Genomic DNA, 15,591 nt, shown 5'->3' with positions numbered 1-15,591 from the left:
CGACAGACCGGGCCACGGCAGTCGTCGACACCCGTCGAACCGGAGACGCGACCGCGCATACGGCATAGTGGTCGACGTGCCCGAGTTGAATCTGCATACGTTCGGACCCGCAGACGGTCCCGAAATCCTTGCCGTCCACGGTGTGACCGGCCACGGTGCCCGCTGGTGGGATCTCGCCGAGAATCACCTGCCCGAGGCCCGAATTCTGGCTCCTGATCTGATCGGCCACGGCTATTCTCCGGCCACGCCGCCCTGGGACATCGACGCGCAGGTCACGGCTCTGAAGGCCGTATTGGACGCCCACGCGCGCGGTCCGGTGGTGGTGCTCGGGCATTCGTACGGCGGCGCGTTGGCCGTGCACCTCGCACAGAGGTTCCCGGACGCGGTGCGGGCGCTGGTTCTGCTCGATCCCGCGATCGCTCTGCCGCCGGACGAGCTGCTCGAGGTGGCCGAGGCCACCGCGAAGTCCCCTGACTACACCGACGCCGACGAGGCGCGATCGGAGAAGATCCACGGGGCGTGGGCTGACGTGCCCACCGAATTGCTCGACCGCGAGGTCGCCGACCACCTGGTCCCCGCAGAAGGCGGAAAGGTGGCGTGGCGAATGTCGATTCCGGCGATCGTCGCGACGTGGGGCGAGCTCGCTCGTCCGATCGTGGTCCCCGCCGAGAGCGTGCCGACCATCGTGGTTCGGGCCATGCGCGTCGAACCCCCTTATGTCACCGACGAATTCCTTGCTGCACTGCGAGGGAAACTCGGTGAGAACCTGCGTACCGTCGAGCTGGACTGCGATCACATGGTCGGCCAGGCCAAGCCGGTCGAGGTCGCCGAACTGGTGCGATCTGTGCTGTAGATGGCCCCGATCACCGAAGCCCAGGTCGAAAGGGTTCGCGCGCTGGTCGCGTCGATCCCCCCGGGATTCGTTGCCACATACGGAGACATCGCGGCTGCCGCGGACCTGTCCAGCCCCCGCATCGTCGGCTGGATCATGCGCACCGATTCAGCGGACCTGCCCTGGCATCGAGTCCTCGGCGCGAGCGGAAAGCCGGCCCCGCACCTTGCCGCGAGACAGCTCGCCGCCCTGGCCGACGAAGGCGTGCCGAGTCACGACGGGCGCGTGCCGTTGACCTCGATTCGGTTCGACCTCGGGGCGCTCCCACCCCCGACTGCGCCGACCACTAATCTCGGAGAATGAACATCAGGGACGCGTTCGAGCAGTTCGATCCACGCCCCACGGCGAAGTTCGCTCTGTCGAAGGCCAGCAGCTTCGTCGCGTCCGCCGGTCTCGTCGTCGACGAGGTCTCGGGCACCAGGGTTGCGGGGCACATCGATTTGACGGACGAGCACTTCACGCCGTGGGGCGTCGTCCACGGCGGCGTCTACACCACTGCCGTCGAGAGCGCCGCCAGCATCGGTGCCAGCGAGGCGGTCAAGGATCGCGGTGAATTCGCAGTCGGCGTACACAACGGCACCGACTTTCTGCGCGCCAGCAAGGGCGGTCGCGTCGACGTTGTCGCAGAACCGTTGCAGCAGGGCCGCGTTCAGCAACTGTGGCTGGTCACGATCACGGCCTCGGACAGCGGCAAGACCATTGCGCGAGGGCAGGTTCGCCTGCAGAACGTGCCGCTGCCGACATGACCGAGCTCGCACCGTGACACGGCCGGTCTGCGACGCGATCGTTCTCGCCGGCGGCCGAGGGTCGAGGATGGCAGATCCCGAGCACCCCGCTGCGTCGGAGGGGGTCGACAAGCCTGCCATGACCGTCGGCGGACGTCGCATGGTCGACATCGCCGTGGACGCGGTATCGAGCTGTCGCAGAACGGTTCTCGTGGGTCCGCTCCGAACCGGAGTGCCCGAGCACGTGGTGCAGACTCGCGAGTCGCCGGCAGGCGGTGGGCCGGTCGCCGCCCTCGCCGCCGGACTGAAGTCACTCGACTCCGCAGAGTCGGAGGGCACCGCAGATCTGGTGGTGGTCGTTGCGTCGGATCTGCCCTTTCTCGACGCCGCGGCGGTCGAATCGCTGATCGGTTCCATATCCCACTCGCGCACCGACGCCGTCTTCGCCCGCGACGGTCACGGCCGCACCCAGTTCCTGCTCGGCATCTGGCAACTGTCTGCCTTGCGCTCTGCTGTGGCACAGCTCGATTCGGTGGACGGCGCACCGATGCGCAGAATCGTTCCCGCGGAACACACGGTCATCCCGATGTCCGGCATCGAGGACTGCGATACCCGTTCCGATCTGCTCGCGGCCCGCCGCGCCGCGCAGCTGCCGGAGACGTTGGAGGTCGGCGACGCGCTCGAGCGAATTCGGCGTCGACTCGCTCCCCTGCCGGTCCATCGAGTCACGGTGCGGGACAGTGTCGGAACCGTTCTCGCGGAACCACTCGTGTCCCGGACCGCATTGCCAGCAGTCGACATCTCCGCGATGGACGGCTACGCCGTCTGCGGCACCGAACCCTGGACGCTGCGGTCCGACATCGCGTACGCCGGAAGCTCGAACATCGCCGAACTCACCGACGGTACGGCGGTGCGCATAGCGACCGGAGCCGCGCTTCCGCCCGGAGCGACGTCGGTGGTTCGCGACGAACACGTGATCCGCGAGCCCGACGGGTCCGCTCGGCGAATGCCGACGGCCCCGCAGTCCGACGACACGCGTCGACGCGGCGAGGACTGGCTGCCCGGCACAGAACTCGTCGCAGCAGGCACCCCGATCGATGCCGCGGTACGGTCGCTCGCCGCCAGCGGCGAGGTGTTCGAGATGGCGGTTCGAGGCCCGGTCCGCGGGCGAGTTGTCATCAGCGGCAACGAGATTCGATCCACCGGACCACTCGCCCCCGGCGAGACGAGGGACGTTCTCGGATCGGTGCTGCCGGAGTACCTGGCACACTGCGGTATCACCGTCGTCGATGTGACGCTGCTCGACGATACCGCGACGGGGTTTCGAGACGTGCTGACCCGCACCGAGGACGTGGACGTGATCATCGTCGTCGGGGCAACCGGAGGCGGGGCCGCCGATCAGCTCCGCACGACCCTCGTCGGCCTCGATGCGGAGACCGTCGTCGGGCGAATGCGGATGCGTCCCGGGGGTTCTCAGATCACCGCGGCGCTGCCCGACGGCACGGTGGTGCTCGGCCTACCCGGCAACCCGCTGGCCGCCGTCGGCACCGCGATGCTCACCGCACCCGCCATCGTCGACGCCCTGACCGGGAGGACGGTGCGCCCATCGCGGATCGGCCTGTTGTCCAATGCCGCCGAGGTTCGGTCCTCGACTCCTCGCATCGTCCCGGTCACCGCGGACGGCACGCGGTGGCGAGCAGATACCCAGGTCCGCACGGCACATCTGGCTCACCTCGTTGGCCGCGACGCACTGGCGGTGATCCCGGCCGACGTCAGCGCCGACGAGCCGGTGACAATTCTTCCGTTACCGCACCACTAGATTCACCGAGAGAGCGAACACCCTCGCGGTAGCGCGCAACCACGAGATCGACGATCGCGGCATGCACTCCGAGCGGTTCACCGACGCCGTCGGCACCGGCGTCGGCCAAACGGGTGTGAAAGAGCCCGCGCGCCAACAGATACGACGCCACGAACACCCGCACATGCCCGTCGTCACGCAGAGTCGACACCGCGTCGGACACGGTGGGGGTACTGGTGGCGACGTAGCCGATACGGACCGGGACCCGGGCGACGTCGGTCAGCATCGCTGCCGCGCGCCGATGTTCCTCCAACGCACGAGCGTCCGACGATCCTGCGGCGGCGAGCACGATACAGTCACCCGCCTGCCAACCTGCATCACGCAGTCGGTCGACCATGACCTCGGCCAGCACGCGGTCGGGTCCGAGAGCGCGGGTGACCGCGACCGAGGTGTGAGCGCTGTCGGCGATCTCTCGCGGCACATCGGTGTGCACGTGGTAGCCGGACGCAAGGAAAGCCGGAACCACCACCGCCGACTCGGCGGTGTCGCGCAGCACCTCGGCCGGAGACGGCCCGAGAACGTCGACGAACGCCACGCGCGTGGTACCGATCTGCGTCGACACGGCATCGGCGAGGGCGGCGATCATCTCGACACCACGGGGGTTTCGGGTGCCGTGTGCAACCAACACCAGAGTGGGTGTCATCAGTACTTCCCTCCTTCGACGACGGCCGAACGCGAGGCCGATTCGTCGGAGTCGCAGTCCGTTTCGGTCTCGATGTGATCGAGTGCGATACGGTAGCCACGCTTGACCACGGTCTGAATTGCCTTCGGCGCGCCCAGCGAGGATCTGAGTCTGGTCATCGCGGTTTCCACCGCATGGGTGTCGCCGCCTCCGCCGGGCAGTGACGCCAACAGGTCCTCGCGGGAGACGACGCGTCCGGGATTGCGGGCCAACGTCTTCATCAGCGCCATGCCTGCCGGCGACACCGGTCGAACTTCCCCGTCGACCACCACGCACTTACCGCGGACGCTGACCACGTGTCCGCCCGCATGCAGCCGGCCGGTTCGCCTCGGCAGCTCCTCGGCGATGTGCCGCGCGAGTGCCCCCAGACGCGCCCGCGCGGGCTGGGTGGTGGCCACGTTCAGTTGTTCCAGGGGCGCGGCCGTGACCGGCCCGACACACGCAGGCAGCACCCTCGATCTCATCGATTGCAGCAGGGGTTCGAGCACGCCGTTCTCGTCGGCGCGCATCAGCATCGACGCCACCGCCGGTGCCGAGGTGAAGCTGAGGGCGTCGAGATCGCCGACGACGACGGCTTCGATCATCCGGTCCATCGGGCTCTGGTCGTCGGGCGCCGTCCAGCGGTACACCGGCACCGGAACCACTTCGGCTCCTGCGCAGCGCAACACCTCGCAGAAGTCGGGAACAGGCTCCCATTCGGTGGTCGCGCCGTGCAGCTGCACCGCGACGCGTTTACCCTCCACCCCTTCGGCGAGCAGATGTTCGAGTACCTCCGCCGAGGACTCCGAGGCGGGCGACCATTCCTCGCGCAGATCGGCCGCTCGAATGGCACCCTTCGCCTTCGGCCCGCGAGCCAGCAGGCGTGACGCGCCGAGTGCGCGCCCCAGTTCTTCGGCCTGCCCCCACCCGTCCGCTGCCTCGATCCAGCCACGAAAGCCGATTCCTGTTGTGGCAACGGTGATCTCGGGCGGATCCGCGATGACCGCGGCGGTGACGCGTTCGAGTTCGGCGTCGTCGGCCAAAGGGATGATGCGGATTGCAGGTGCATGCATCACGGTGGCACCGCGCCGCTCGAGCAGAGTCGCGAACTCCTCGGCCCGACGCGACGCCGTGATTCCGACCGTGAACCCGGCCAGAGGCAGTGCTGCCCCGGCGATTTCGCTCACGTAGATCCGCCGCGGACGAGCACGACGCCTTCGACGCAGGAGACCTCGAAGGATCCGAGGGTGACCTGCGGGTCGTCGAGGCAGCGCCCGTCGGCCAGGGAGAAGACCTGCTTGAGCAACGGCGACGCGACGGTGGGTTCGCCTCCGCGGTCTCCCACCAGTCCGCGTGACATCACTGCTGCGTGTCCGTACGGATCGATGTTGCCCACCGCGAACAGTCGTCCGTCGTCGAGCAGGAACAGCGCCGCCTGGGTGCCACCTCGCAGGAGCACCGCCACTCCGCGCCCTGGAATCAGTGCGTCGAGTGTGCAGGCCGGGGTCCAATCACGAGCGATGCCGTTCGGTACCGCTGTTGGTGACTTCACTGTTGATGAATCGATGACAGTCATGGCGCACCTCCTGATCAGCTATTCCACGTTGCTTGTGTTTCTGGGCCGTTAAGTCGCGATTACTCGTCTGTGCACATGCACTCAGTCTCGTGACCTGCCGGTTGTCAGCTCCTTCGGCGGTTCACGCGCCGATGCTCGGCATTCCCATCAGCACGGGTACCTTGCGTGCCCCGGACTCGTCGAACGCGATGGTGGGGTCGGCCTCGTCCGGGGCGTTGACGAAGGAGACGAATCGACCGAGTTTCTCGTCGTCTTCGAGCACACCCGCCCACTCGTCCTTGTACCCGGCGACGTGGCGTTCCATGTCGGCCTCCAGCTCCGCACCGATGCCGAGGCTGTCCTCGCACACGACCGCTCTGAGGTGGTCGAGGCCTCCGTCGAGCGACTCGAGCCACGGCGCAGTGCGCTGCAACCGATCGGCCGTACGCACGTAGAACATGAGGTAGCGGTCGATGTAGCTGACCAGGGTGGCATCGTCGAGGTTCGAGGCCAGCAGCTGAGCGTGCTTGGGTGACTGACCGCCGTTCCCGGCCACGTACAGATTCCAGCCGCCCTCCGTCGCGATGATCCCGACGTCCTTGCCCCGAGCTTCGGCGCATTCGCGCGCGCAGCCCGAGACACCGAACTTGATCTTGTGCGGCGATCGCAGACCCCGGTAGCGGTTCTCGAGATCGACGGCCATTCCCACCGAGTCCTGGACGCCGTAGCGGCACCAACTGGAGCCGACGCAGCTCTTGACCGTCCGCAGCGACTTTCCGTACGCCTGGCCCGATTCCATACCGGCGTCGACGAGGCGCTTCCAGATCGCCGGTAGCTGCTCGACGCGGGCTCCGAACATGTCGATGCGCTGGCCTCCGGTCACCTTGGTGTACAGCCCGAAATCGCGGGCCACCTCACCGATGACGATGAGCTGCTCGGGCGTGCACTCGCCTCCTGGCATCCGGGGCACCACCGAGTACGTGCCGTTCTTCTGGATGTTGGCCAGGAAGTGGTCGTTGGTGTCCTGCAGTGACGCCTGCTCGCCGTCGAGAATGTGATCCGAGGACGTCGACGCCAGAATCGATGCCACGACGGGCTTGCAGATGTCGCAGCCGGTTCCGGTGCCGTACTTGGTAATCAGCGACGAGAAGGTGCGGGTGTTCGTGGCCCGAACGATCTCGAACAGCTCGGCCCTGGACTGAGCGAAGTGCTCGCACAACGACTTCGAGAGCACCACCCCGGATGCTGCCAGCAACGACTTGATGGACGGCAGGCATCCACCGCAGGTGGTGCCCGCAGTGGTGCAGCTCTTCACGGCCGCCAGATCGCAGGCCCCGTCGGCGATCGCCGAGCAGATCGCCCCCTTGCTCACACCGTTGCACGAGCAGATCTCGGCGTCGTCGGGCAGCGCACCGATACCGACCTGTTCGGCTGCCGGTGAGATCAGGGCACCCGGGTCGCCGGGCAGTTCCCGTCCGACGAGCGGACGGAGCAGCGAGTAGGCGGAGGCATCGCCGACGAGGATGCCCCCGAGGAGAGTCTTCGCGTCGTCGGTCACGACGAGTTTGGCGTATGTCCCCTTGGGTGCATCGCTGAACACCACCTCGAGCGCACCGGGAGTGGCCGCCATGGCGTCGCCGAAACTCGCGACATCGACGCCCATCAGCTTGAGCTTGGTGGACATGTCGGCACCCGGGAATTGCGCTGCGCCACCGAGCAATCGGTCGGCCACCACCTCCGCCGTCGAATATCCGGGAGCGACCAGGCCGTAGCACCGGCCCTCGACGGCGGCACATTCACCGATCGCGTAGACGGCCGGATCGGATGTACTGCAACCGATGTCGACCATGATGCCGCCGCGCTCACCGACCTCGAGACCGCTCTCGCGTGCCAGTCGGTCCTGCGGACGAACACCGGCGGAGAAGACCAGCAGCGCGGCGTCGATGCTGCTGCCGTCGCTCAGTTCGACCGTCAGACCGGCGCTGTCGTTCTCGGAGATCGACGACGTGCCCACTCCCACATGTACGTTCAACCCGAGTTCGGTGACGAGGCGAGCCAACAGCGCGCCGCCGCCCTCGTCCACCTGCAACGGCATCAGCCGTGGAGCGAACTCGATGACGTGCGGGGTCATCCCCATCTTCTTCAACGCATTCGCCGCTTCGAGACCGAGGAGGCCACCGCCGACCACCACACCGACGGCTCCGGGGCCCGCAGCGTCGGCGCGAGCACGAATCCTGTCCAGGTCGTCGAGGGTGCGGTAGACGAAGCACGCGGGCAGGTCGTGACCGGCGATCGGCGGGACGAACGGGTAGGACCCGGTGGCGAGGACGAGAGCGTCGTAGTCGACGGTGTCCCCGGCCGAGGTCACGACAGTGCGATGGTCACGGTCGATGCGCTCTGCACGGACTCCGGTGCGCATCTCGACGAGTGCGTCACCGGGATAGTCGTTGCCCGCCAGCGCGAGTTCCTTGTGGTCCCACGCACCGACGTAGGACGACAGTCCCACCCTGTCGTACGCCGCCAGTGCCTCCTCGCACAGGACCGTCACCTTCCACTCGGCCGCCTCGTCGCGCGCACGCAGCGCTTCGACGAATCGGTGTCCGACCATCCCGTGACCTACCACTACCGCGTTCTTCATTGCGGGTCCTTCCGATCTTCGTTGCCGTGCAGTGCGTTTCGTTCTTGCCGGTGCCGGAACCTCAGACGGCTACCGGAGCGTTCGCATCGGCGGAGTCGGTCTTGCGGAGGTAGATCGCCCAGGTGACGATCGCGCACACGACGTAGAAGCCGAGGAACACCCAGAACGCCGTCGTGGCGGACTTCGCGGTACCCGAGTACGACGCCCGCAGCACCAGGTTGATTCCGACGCCGCCGAGAGCGCCGATAGCACCGGCGATGCCGATGAGTGCGCCGGACATCTTGCGCGACCAGTGCTGCTGTTCGTCGGCCGTCATACCCTGCAGTGCAACCGATTTGGCTGCGAAAATCGCCGGGATCATCTTGTAGACCGATCCGTTTCCGATACCGGAGAGCAGGAAGAGTGCGATGAATCCGACGACGAAGAGCACCATCACCGTGCCGCTGGCCGCCCCTGGCGTCGAATCGTCCCAGGTACTGGCCGCGACCAGAATTCCGGTGGCGAACGTCATGGCCACGAACGTGTACAGGGTGATCTTGCCGCCACCGATCTTGTCGGCGAGCTTGCCGCCGAACGGACGCGACAGCGATCCCAGCAACGGTCCGATGAAGGCGATCTGAGCGGCCTGCAGCGATGCCTGCGCCTGCAGAGCAGGAGTCGAGGGGCCGCCGTCGGTGAGTCCGGCGAGGAAGTTGATCTGCAGTACCTGGCCGAACGCGAAGCTGAAGCCGATGAACGATCCGAACGTGCCGATGTACAGGAAGGCGATCCACCACGAGTCCGAGAACTTCAACACGTCGATCATGGAGCGGCCGTTGGTCTTCTGGTTGTCGAGGTTGTCCATGAACAACGCGGCACCGACGGCGGCCACCGCGATGAAGACGAGATAGACGGCGCACACGATCTCGGGAGCGGTGTTGCCGATGGTAGCGATGACCAGCAAGCCGATGAGCTGGATGACAGGCACACCGATGTTGCCACCGCCCGCGTTCAGGCCGAGCGCCCATCCCTTCTCGCGTTGAGGATAGAACGCGTTGATGTTCGTCATCGAGGATGCGAAGTTTCCGCCGCCGAGTCCGGCGAACGCCGCGACGATGATGTACGTGGTGTACGACGCCGGGTTGAGCATGAAGTACATCGTCAGCACGGTGGGGATCAGGAGCACCAGAGCACTGAAGATGGTCCAGTTACGCCCGCCGAACTTGGCCGTGGCGAAGGTGTAGGGAATCCGCAGGATCGCGCCCACGAGTGTGGGGACGGCCACCAGGAAGAACTTGCCCGCCGCGTCGATGCCGTAGACCGACATCGGCATGAACAGCACCATCACCGACCAGATCGACCAGATCGAGAATCCGACGTGCTCGGCGATGACCGACCAGATCAGATTGCGCTTGGCGATCTGCTTGCCACCTGCCTCCCAGGCCTCGACGTCCTCGGAATTCCAGTGCGCGATGTGATGGTTCACGGAGACGGGAACTGTTCCGGGTGGAACTGTCGCCGTAGTGGCTGAGCCGGCATCTGCCGAAGCGCTGCGAGAAAGGCTGGTCACGTGTGGCCTCCTGATCGGTGTGTGAACCGAACATAGGAAAGCCATGTTGCAGCGGCGCTGCGTGCGGTGACTCGCTGATTAACTCGGTCTCACGCGTCCACCGGCACCGTCGTGAGATGACGCGTCGACGTCGACGTGCGTCACCAGGTGTCTTCGAGCATCCGCGGTCGGCAGCACAGGAACCCTCCGACCAGCAGAACTGCCACGCATCCGGTGAGCAGTATCAACGGAAGTCCCCATCCACCGGACCGCGTGTGCAACAGCCCGAACAGAATCGGACCGGTCGACGACACCACGTAGCCCAACCCCTGGGTGAATCCCGACAGCGAGGACGAGCCCACCGCAGTGCGCGTCCTGAGGTTGATCAGCGTCAGCGACATCGGGAAGGTCATCGTGCCCAGCCCGACCAGACACACCCACAGGACCGTACCGGCCGTCGGCGACCAGTGCAGCCCCGCGAAGCCGCCGAGATAACACGCCGCTGCGACCACCACGATGCCGTACGGGTTGCGCACCCGCGCGCAGAGAGTGGGTGCGGCCAGCGACGTGATCAGGCCCATCGCCCCGAATGCGGCCACCGACGCACCCGCAAGGGCTTCGCCGATACCCGCATCGATCAACAGCGTCGGCAGCCACGTCAGCATCGCATAGGTGATCGTGGACGTCATCGCGAACATCAGGACCATCCCCCACGCCAGCGAGGACCGGTGGATTCGGCCGCTCGGCTCCACGTGCACCGCGTCCGATCCGGCCTCGGCCGTCACATCCTTCTCGTCGTGGCCGCGTCGGGCCACCACGACACCGAGCCACGGCAGTGCTGCGGCCAGGCCGACGACCGCCCAGATTCCGATGGACAGCCGCCACCCGTGGGCGTCGGCGACGGGGACCGCCAGCAGAGGCGGCACCATGGTGCTGACCTGCAGGGCGCAGATGTAGATGGTGCTCACCACGGCGAGCCGGTCGGAGAAGTAGCGTTTGACCAGCGGTGGGATGACGACATTGCCGATGCCCATGCCTGCGAGGGCGATCGCGGACAGCGCCAACAACGACGCGGTGTTCGGCGCGAACGCGCGGGTGGCCATACCGACGGTGGTCAGTGCCATGGCCAGCAGAGCGGCCCGCTCGAGCCCCGTGCGCTTGGCGAGAAACGGCGTTGCCAAACCGAACACTGCGAACATCGCGGGAGGCAACATGCCCACGATGCCGATCACCGTGGCACCGAACTCGAGGTCGGTGCCGATTCTGCCGAACAGCGGGCTGATCGAAGTCACGGCGGCGCGCAGAGTCAATGCGGAGAGAATGATCGCGGAGAAGACCAGAATTCGCCCGCGCAGGAGGGAGGTACCGACGATTCGGCCGGCGGGGACGGTGGGCGCACTCACCGCGCAATCATAGGATGACCGGATCATTGGGTGCAAAGTACTACTATCGACGCTGCAATGTCCCCGGCATGAGGAGCCCACGTGCGGCAGGTCCAGCGATCGAGCCTGATATCCCAGGTGACAGCTGCACTGCGCGAGGAGATCACGTCGCAGCGATGGCCGGTGGGTACCCGGATTCCCACCGAACCCGAACTGTGCGAGATGACCGGTACCGGGCGCAACACCGTGCGCGAAGCAGTGCAGGCACTCGTCCATGCAGGCATGGTCGAACGCAGACAAGGTTCGGGCACCTTCGTCATGACGTGCTCCGACCTCGGCGGGACACTGGGTAAGTACTTCTCGGACGCCCGGCACCGCGACGTCACCGAGCTGCGCGAAACCCTGGAGGTCACTGCGGCAGCACTCGCAGCCGACCGACGCGACGACGCCGACATCCGCGCCATGCTGGGTGCGCTGGCCGATCGCAACGCCGCGTGGTCCGACGACACCCCGCTGGCCGATGCCGTTCGGATCGACGCACGGCTGCACCGCGCCATCGTCGCGGCCAGCCACAACGCCATCTATCTGGAGTTCTACGATTCGCTGCTGCCGGTGATCCACGACGCCATGCGACATCACGCGATCGAGCACGACGACGATTACATCGACGAACACACCGCACTCGTGGCGGCGGTCATCGACGGCGACGCAGCCCGTGCGATGCAGGCCGCCAGGTCACTGTTCCACGAACTCTCCGAATCGCCGGCTCGTGCGGTGGAACTATCAGCTCGCGCAGCGGATCTCACAGAATGAGGCGCACCAGATCTGCTGTTCGCGCCAAGCCCGGGAAGGCCTCCGACGTCGATCGCGGGTGAAGCGCGTGGACTGCGAGACGAAACATCAACGCACGCAACAGCATCTGCGGCCATTCCGGAAGATCGTCCCAGCGGCCGACCAGACCGTCGTCGGCGTCACCCCAGGAAAGTGCGTCCACCACGGCCACCCCGGCAGCCCAGGGCGCGGGACGCCAGTACGGGGTGATGTCGCTGATCCCGGGGGCCTCGCTTCCGGAGAACAGAACCGTTCCGAACAGATCGCCGTGCACCAACTGGTCGGGTGATTCGACGGGCTTGCGTAGTGTCGCAAGCTGTTTGACCAATTCCAGACTGCTCTTGCCGTCACTGGACGACGGCTCGGGTGCGCCTGCACCGCGGGCGGAGCGCAGCGGGACCGCCTCCCAGGCAGCCCTGTCGGCAGCGACGAACACGTCCACGTCGGCCCACGGGGCCACGGGAGGCTGAACCAGAAATCGGGGTCGCTCGAGTTGAGCGGTCGCCGCGTGCAACCGCATCGACAACGAGATCACCTCGTCGTGGCGGGGCTCCGGCTCGCCGGCGACGAACGTGTCTGCGCGCCAGCCCGACACGACGTATCGGCCGTCGGTCGAACGCACGGGACGGGCGAGACGAACCCCGTCGACGGTCAACGTCTCGCGTACCTTGGCCGACCACGCGGCTCGGGCATGGTCTGCCACCGGAGACAGGACGACATCACCCAGACGCCATCCACCGTCCCAGTCCGCACCGAGCGGTGCAGGCTCGACATCGCGCAGCCCGAACGTAGAGATCACGTGCTGAGGAGGTTCGACAGAGCTCACGAACGTCACGCTACCGTCGATCGCGGCACCACTGCGGACGACGCGCACACGGACCGCATCAGTACATGGGCAAACCGGGATCGATCTGCTTGGCCCACTCCACTATTCCGCCGTGCAGATGGGCGGCATCGGAGAAACCGGCACCGACGAGGGCCGAGAGCACCTCCGCGGACCTGATGCCGGTTTTGCAGTAGAGCACGATGGGAATGTGCTGCGGAAGCTCCGCCATCACCGCGCCCGACAGGATTCGATCCTTGGGAATCGAACGCGCACCGTCGATGCGGACGATGTCCCACTCCACCGGCTCGCGCACGTCGATGAGGGCGATCTCGCGTCCGGACTGCATCAGTTCGTGCAGCTCCGCCGGGGTGATCGATTCTCCGGTGGATTCGGTGGCCGGGACCACTCCGCAGAATGCCTCGTAATCGATCAGCTCGGTGATCGGCGTTCGATGCGGATCCCGAGTCAGGCCGACGGTTCGATAGTTCATCGCCAGCGCGTCGTAGATCATCAATCGACCCAGCAACGTCTCGCCGATTCCGGTGATCAGCTTGATGGCCTCGGTCACCATGACCGACCCGATCGACGCACACAGCACCCCCAGCACCCCACCTTCGGCGCACGAGGGCACCATGCCCGGCGGCGGAGCCTCGGGGTACAGGTCGCGATAGTTGATGCCTGCGTCACCGGGCGCGGCGTCCCAGAACACCGACACCTGCCCCTCGAACCGGTAGATCGAACCCCACACGTACGGGATTCCGACCAGGGCGGCCGCGTCGTTGACCAGATATCGGGTGGCGAAATTGTCGGTCCCGTCGAGGACGAGGTCGTACTGCCGAAAGAGTTCGAGCGCGTTCGAGGAGTCGAGTCGAACACGGTGCAGCGCCACCTCGACGCCGTCGTTGAGTTCGAGAATCGAGTCCCTGGCGCTGTCGGCCTTCGGACGACCCACGTCGGATCGGCCGTGGATGATCTGCCGTTGCAGGTTCGACAGTTCGACATCGTCGAATTCCACGATGCCCAGGGTGCCGACACCGGCGGCTGCCAGGTAGAGCAGCGCGGGTGAACCGAGCCCCCCGGCACCGACGACGAGCACGCGTGCGTTGCGCAGTCGCTTCTGACCGTCCGTTCCCACATTGGGGATGATCAGGTGCCTGCTGTATCGGGCGACTTCCTCGGGAGTCAGTTCGCCCGCGGGTTCGACCAGAGGGGGGAGATGGACCACGACGCAGCGACGCTCCTCGACTCGACACGACGACCGAGTACCCGGCACGCCACGTTCGAATCTAATCCCCCGGCCCGTCCCGAACCCAGCCGATCAGCCTCGGGGGTAGGGCCACGGGTTGAATCGGCACGTCTTGCCGTCCATCGGAACGACTCCCGCGGGGTCCAGTCGCGCGATGTCGTCGTTGGACGTTCCGAACGTCTGCTGCATCATCACCGGAGCGAGCCCGCCGTCGGTCTCGCACGGTTGGTGCTGTTGGTAGCCGATCGCATGGCCGACCTCGTGATTGATCTGGTACTGGCGGTACGAGCCGATGTCGCCCTGGAACGAGATCGCTCCACGCACCCACCTCGGCTCGTTCAGCACCACTCGCTCGATGCCGGGGTTGTAACAGGAGACCTCGAGCTGGATGTCGTAGCCACAGGCCTGTCGGATCGACAATTGCGACGTCAGCGAGATCCTGAAGTCGGGATCGCCCTGATCGATTCGACGAAATCCGAACCGTGGATCGTTCGTCCAACTCTTGGGGTTGGCGAGGGTCTGATCCACCAATCGGCCGAACGACTCGTCGCCGCCGAACCCGACCGTGTCCACGCCGTCCTCCACCTCGACCGTGTAGGTGAACACCCGCTCGGTCCCCTGACCCACCTGCTCGGTGGTGCCCGGCACGGTGTGCCACGTTCCGGCTCCCTGCACCGCGAACGGACCACCGTCGGGTAGTTCACCCGAGGAGATAGATTCCGCGAAGTTGCCGTCGGCCTGCGGCGGCACGCCGATGACTCCGGTGCCCGAGGTCGTGTCCGCACTCAGGGTGCCGAATCCGGGATCGACATTGGTGGACTGCGCCGCGGTGCCGGTAACGGGGTCACCGGTACGCACGGCATCGAACACGACGAGCGCGGTCACCACGATCAGAATCGGAACCGCGTACGCCCGCCAGCCGTACGTGGACGCGAACTTTCCGAGCTTGCTCTGTTTCCTGATATCGCGATCCGGTCTGGGACTGCGTTGCTTGACCTCGCGTTGCGTCGGGTCCCACTGCGCGCGGAGCGGTTGATGCGACCCACGACTTCCCACGGTGCGTGGGAAGTCGTCCGACCGATCGTCGTAGCTCTCGCCGACGCCGCCCGACTGCACACCACCGCGGATACGCGGCCCGCCTCGGTCAGTCACTCGATCACGATCTCACAATCCTCACCGCCCGCTGCTCGGCACGCCGATACCGGGAACGGAACTATCGGGTTTTCGGTACGAAAACATCGTACGAACAAACCGCTCGACATGATCCGGTATCGCCCACTTTTCGCAACGGTCCCCCAGGATCCCGTGAGTGTGGGCAGCCACGAGTATCGTTGCCCGTGATCTGCGCTACGAACGGTCCGAACCGACGGCCACCCGCCGGAAGTTCATGCCGGACCTTTCGTTGTCGAACCAAGACGAGCGCAGCTGTCGACGCGGATGGGAACATAA

The 15,591-nt window shown here is 66.2% G+C and carries 14 protein-coding genes; 5 read left to right on the top strand and 9 right to left on the bottom strand.

Annotated elements, in window-relative coordinates:
• The first annotated feature begins 76 nt into the window (after positions 1-76).
• The 4 genes from CH274_RS06000 to CH274_RS05985 are packed head-to-tail and all read left to right on the top strand — an operon-like array spanning position 77 to position 3,436.
• Positions 77-853 carry an alpha/beta hydrolase gene (locus CH274_RS06000; protein ID WP_094657230.1) on the top strand — a complete coding sequence of 259 codons (777 nt, stop codon included), beginning with the start codon at positions 77-79 and terminating at the stop codon, positions 851-853.
• A complete protein-coding gene (locus tag CH274_RS05995) occupies positions 854-1,195 on the top strand; it encodes an MGMT family protein (protein ID WP_094656968.1) in 342 nt (113 codons plus the stop codon).
• Positions 1,192-1,638 (top strand): PaaI family thioesterase, encoded by a 447-nt coding sequence (locus CH274_RS05990; protein WP_045195734.1) that lies wholly within the window; start codon positions 1,192-1,194, stop codon positions 1,636-1,638. The genes CH274_RS05995 and CH274_RS05990 overlap by 4 nt, the downstream gene beginning before the upstream one ends.
• Positions 1,639-1,651: 13 nt before the next feature.
• The gene (locus CH274_RS05985) at positions 1,652-3,436 is read left to right on the top strand and encodes an NTP transferase domain-containing protein (RefSeq protein ID WP_256993488.1); all 1,785 of its coding nucleotides are present in this window, start codon (positions 1,652-1,654) and stop codon (positions 3,434-3,436) included.
• Here CH274_RS05985 and CH274_RS05980 read toward each other — a convergent pair.
• The 6 genes from CH274_RS05980 to CH274_RS05955 all read right to left on the bottom strand — a co-directional run bounded on the left by CH274_RS05980 (position 3,390) and on the right by CH274_RS05955 (position 11,260).
• Entirely contained in the window at positions 3,390-4,118 is a 729-nt protein-coding gene (locus CH274_RS05980; protein ID WP_094656966.1) for a sirohydrochlorin chelatase, read from the bottom strand. The genes CH274_RS05985 and CH274_RS05980 overlap by 47 nt on opposite strands.
• A complete protein-coding gene (locus CH274_RS05975) occupies positions 4,118-5,323 on the bottom strand; it encodes a uroporphyrinogen-III synthase (RefSeq protein WP_094656965.1) in 1,206 nt (401 codons plus the stop codon). Before CH274_RS05975 ends, CH274_RS05980 begins: the two co-directional genes overlap by 1 nt.
• On the bottom strand, positions 5,320-5,712 hold the full coding sequence (gene nirD, locus CH274_RS05970) for a nitrite reductase small subunit NirD (protein ID WP_032398305.1): 393 nt from the start codon (positions 5,710-5,712) through the stop codon (positions 5,320-5,322). Before nirD ends, CH274_RS05975 begins: the two co-directional genes overlap by 4 nt.
• Positions 5,713-5,833: 121 nt before the next feature.
• Complete coding sequence (gene nirB, locus CH274_RS05965) at positions 5,834-8,329, bottom strand: nitrite reductase large subunit NirB (protein WP_094656964.1); 2,496 nt, start codon at positions 8,327-8,329, stop codon at positions 5,834-5,836.
• A 61-nt stretch (positions 8,330-8,390) separates the two neighbouring features.
• On the bottom strand, positions 8,391-9,794 hold the full coding sequence (locus CH274_RS05960) for a nitrate/nitrite transporter (RefSeq protein ID WP_052050432.1): 1,404 nt from the start codon (positions 9,792-9,794) through the stop codon (positions 8,391-8,393).
• Positions 9,795-10,018: 224 nt separating this feature from the next.
• On the bottom strand, positions 10,019-11,260 hold the full coding sequence (locus tag CH274_RS05955; RefSeq protein ID WP_094657229.1) for an MFS transporter: 1,242 nt from the start codon (positions 11,258-11,260) through the stop codon (positions 10,019-10,021).
• Positions 11,261-11,341: 81 nt separating this feature from the next.
• Here CH274_RS05955 and CH274_RS05950 point away from each other — a divergent pair, with 81 nt between their 5' ends.
• A complete protein-coding gene (locus CH274_RS05950) occupies positions 11,342-12,052 on the top strand; it encodes a FadR/GntR family transcriptional regulator (protein ID WP_032397682.1) in 711 nt (236 codons plus the stop codon).
• Here CH274_RS05950 and CH274_RS05945 read toward each other — a convergent pair.
• The 3 genes from CH274_RS05945 to CH274_RS05935 all read right to left on the bottom strand — a co-directional run bounded on the left by CH274_RS05945 (position 12,042) and on the right by CH274_RS05935 (position 15,294).
• Entirely contained in the window at positions 12,042-12,896 is an 855-nt protein-coding gene (locus CH274_RS05945; protein WP_032398302.1) for a TIGR02569 family protein, read from the bottom strand. The genes CH274_RS05950 and CH274_RS05945 overlap by 11 nt on opposite strands.
• Positions 12,897-12,954: 58 nt before the next feature.
• Positions 12,955-14,121 (bottom strand): adenylyltransferase/sulfurtransferase MoeZ, encoded by a 1,167-nt coding sequence (moeZ, locus tag CH274_RS05940; protein WP_045199971.1) that lies wholly within the window; start codon positions 14,119-14,121, stop codon positions 12,955-12,957.
• A 93-nt stretch (positions 14,122-14,214) separates the two neighbouring features.
• A complete protein-coding gene (locus CH274_RS05935) occupies positions 14,215-15,294 on the bottom strand; it encodes a DUF3152 domain-containing protein (protein WP_032397681.1) in 1,080 nt (359 codons plus the stop codon).
• Positions 15,295-15,591: the final 297 nt, after the last annotated feature.

The sequence above is a fragment of the Rhodococcus sp. 06-418-5 genome (assembly GCF_002258285.1).
Taxonomy (GTDB): Bacteria; Actinomycetota; Actinomycetes; order Mycobacteriales; family Mycobacteriaceae; genus Rhodococcoides.
Note: the sequence above shows the minus strand (reverse complement) of the source record. Positions and strands in the feature narration are given on the sequence as shown.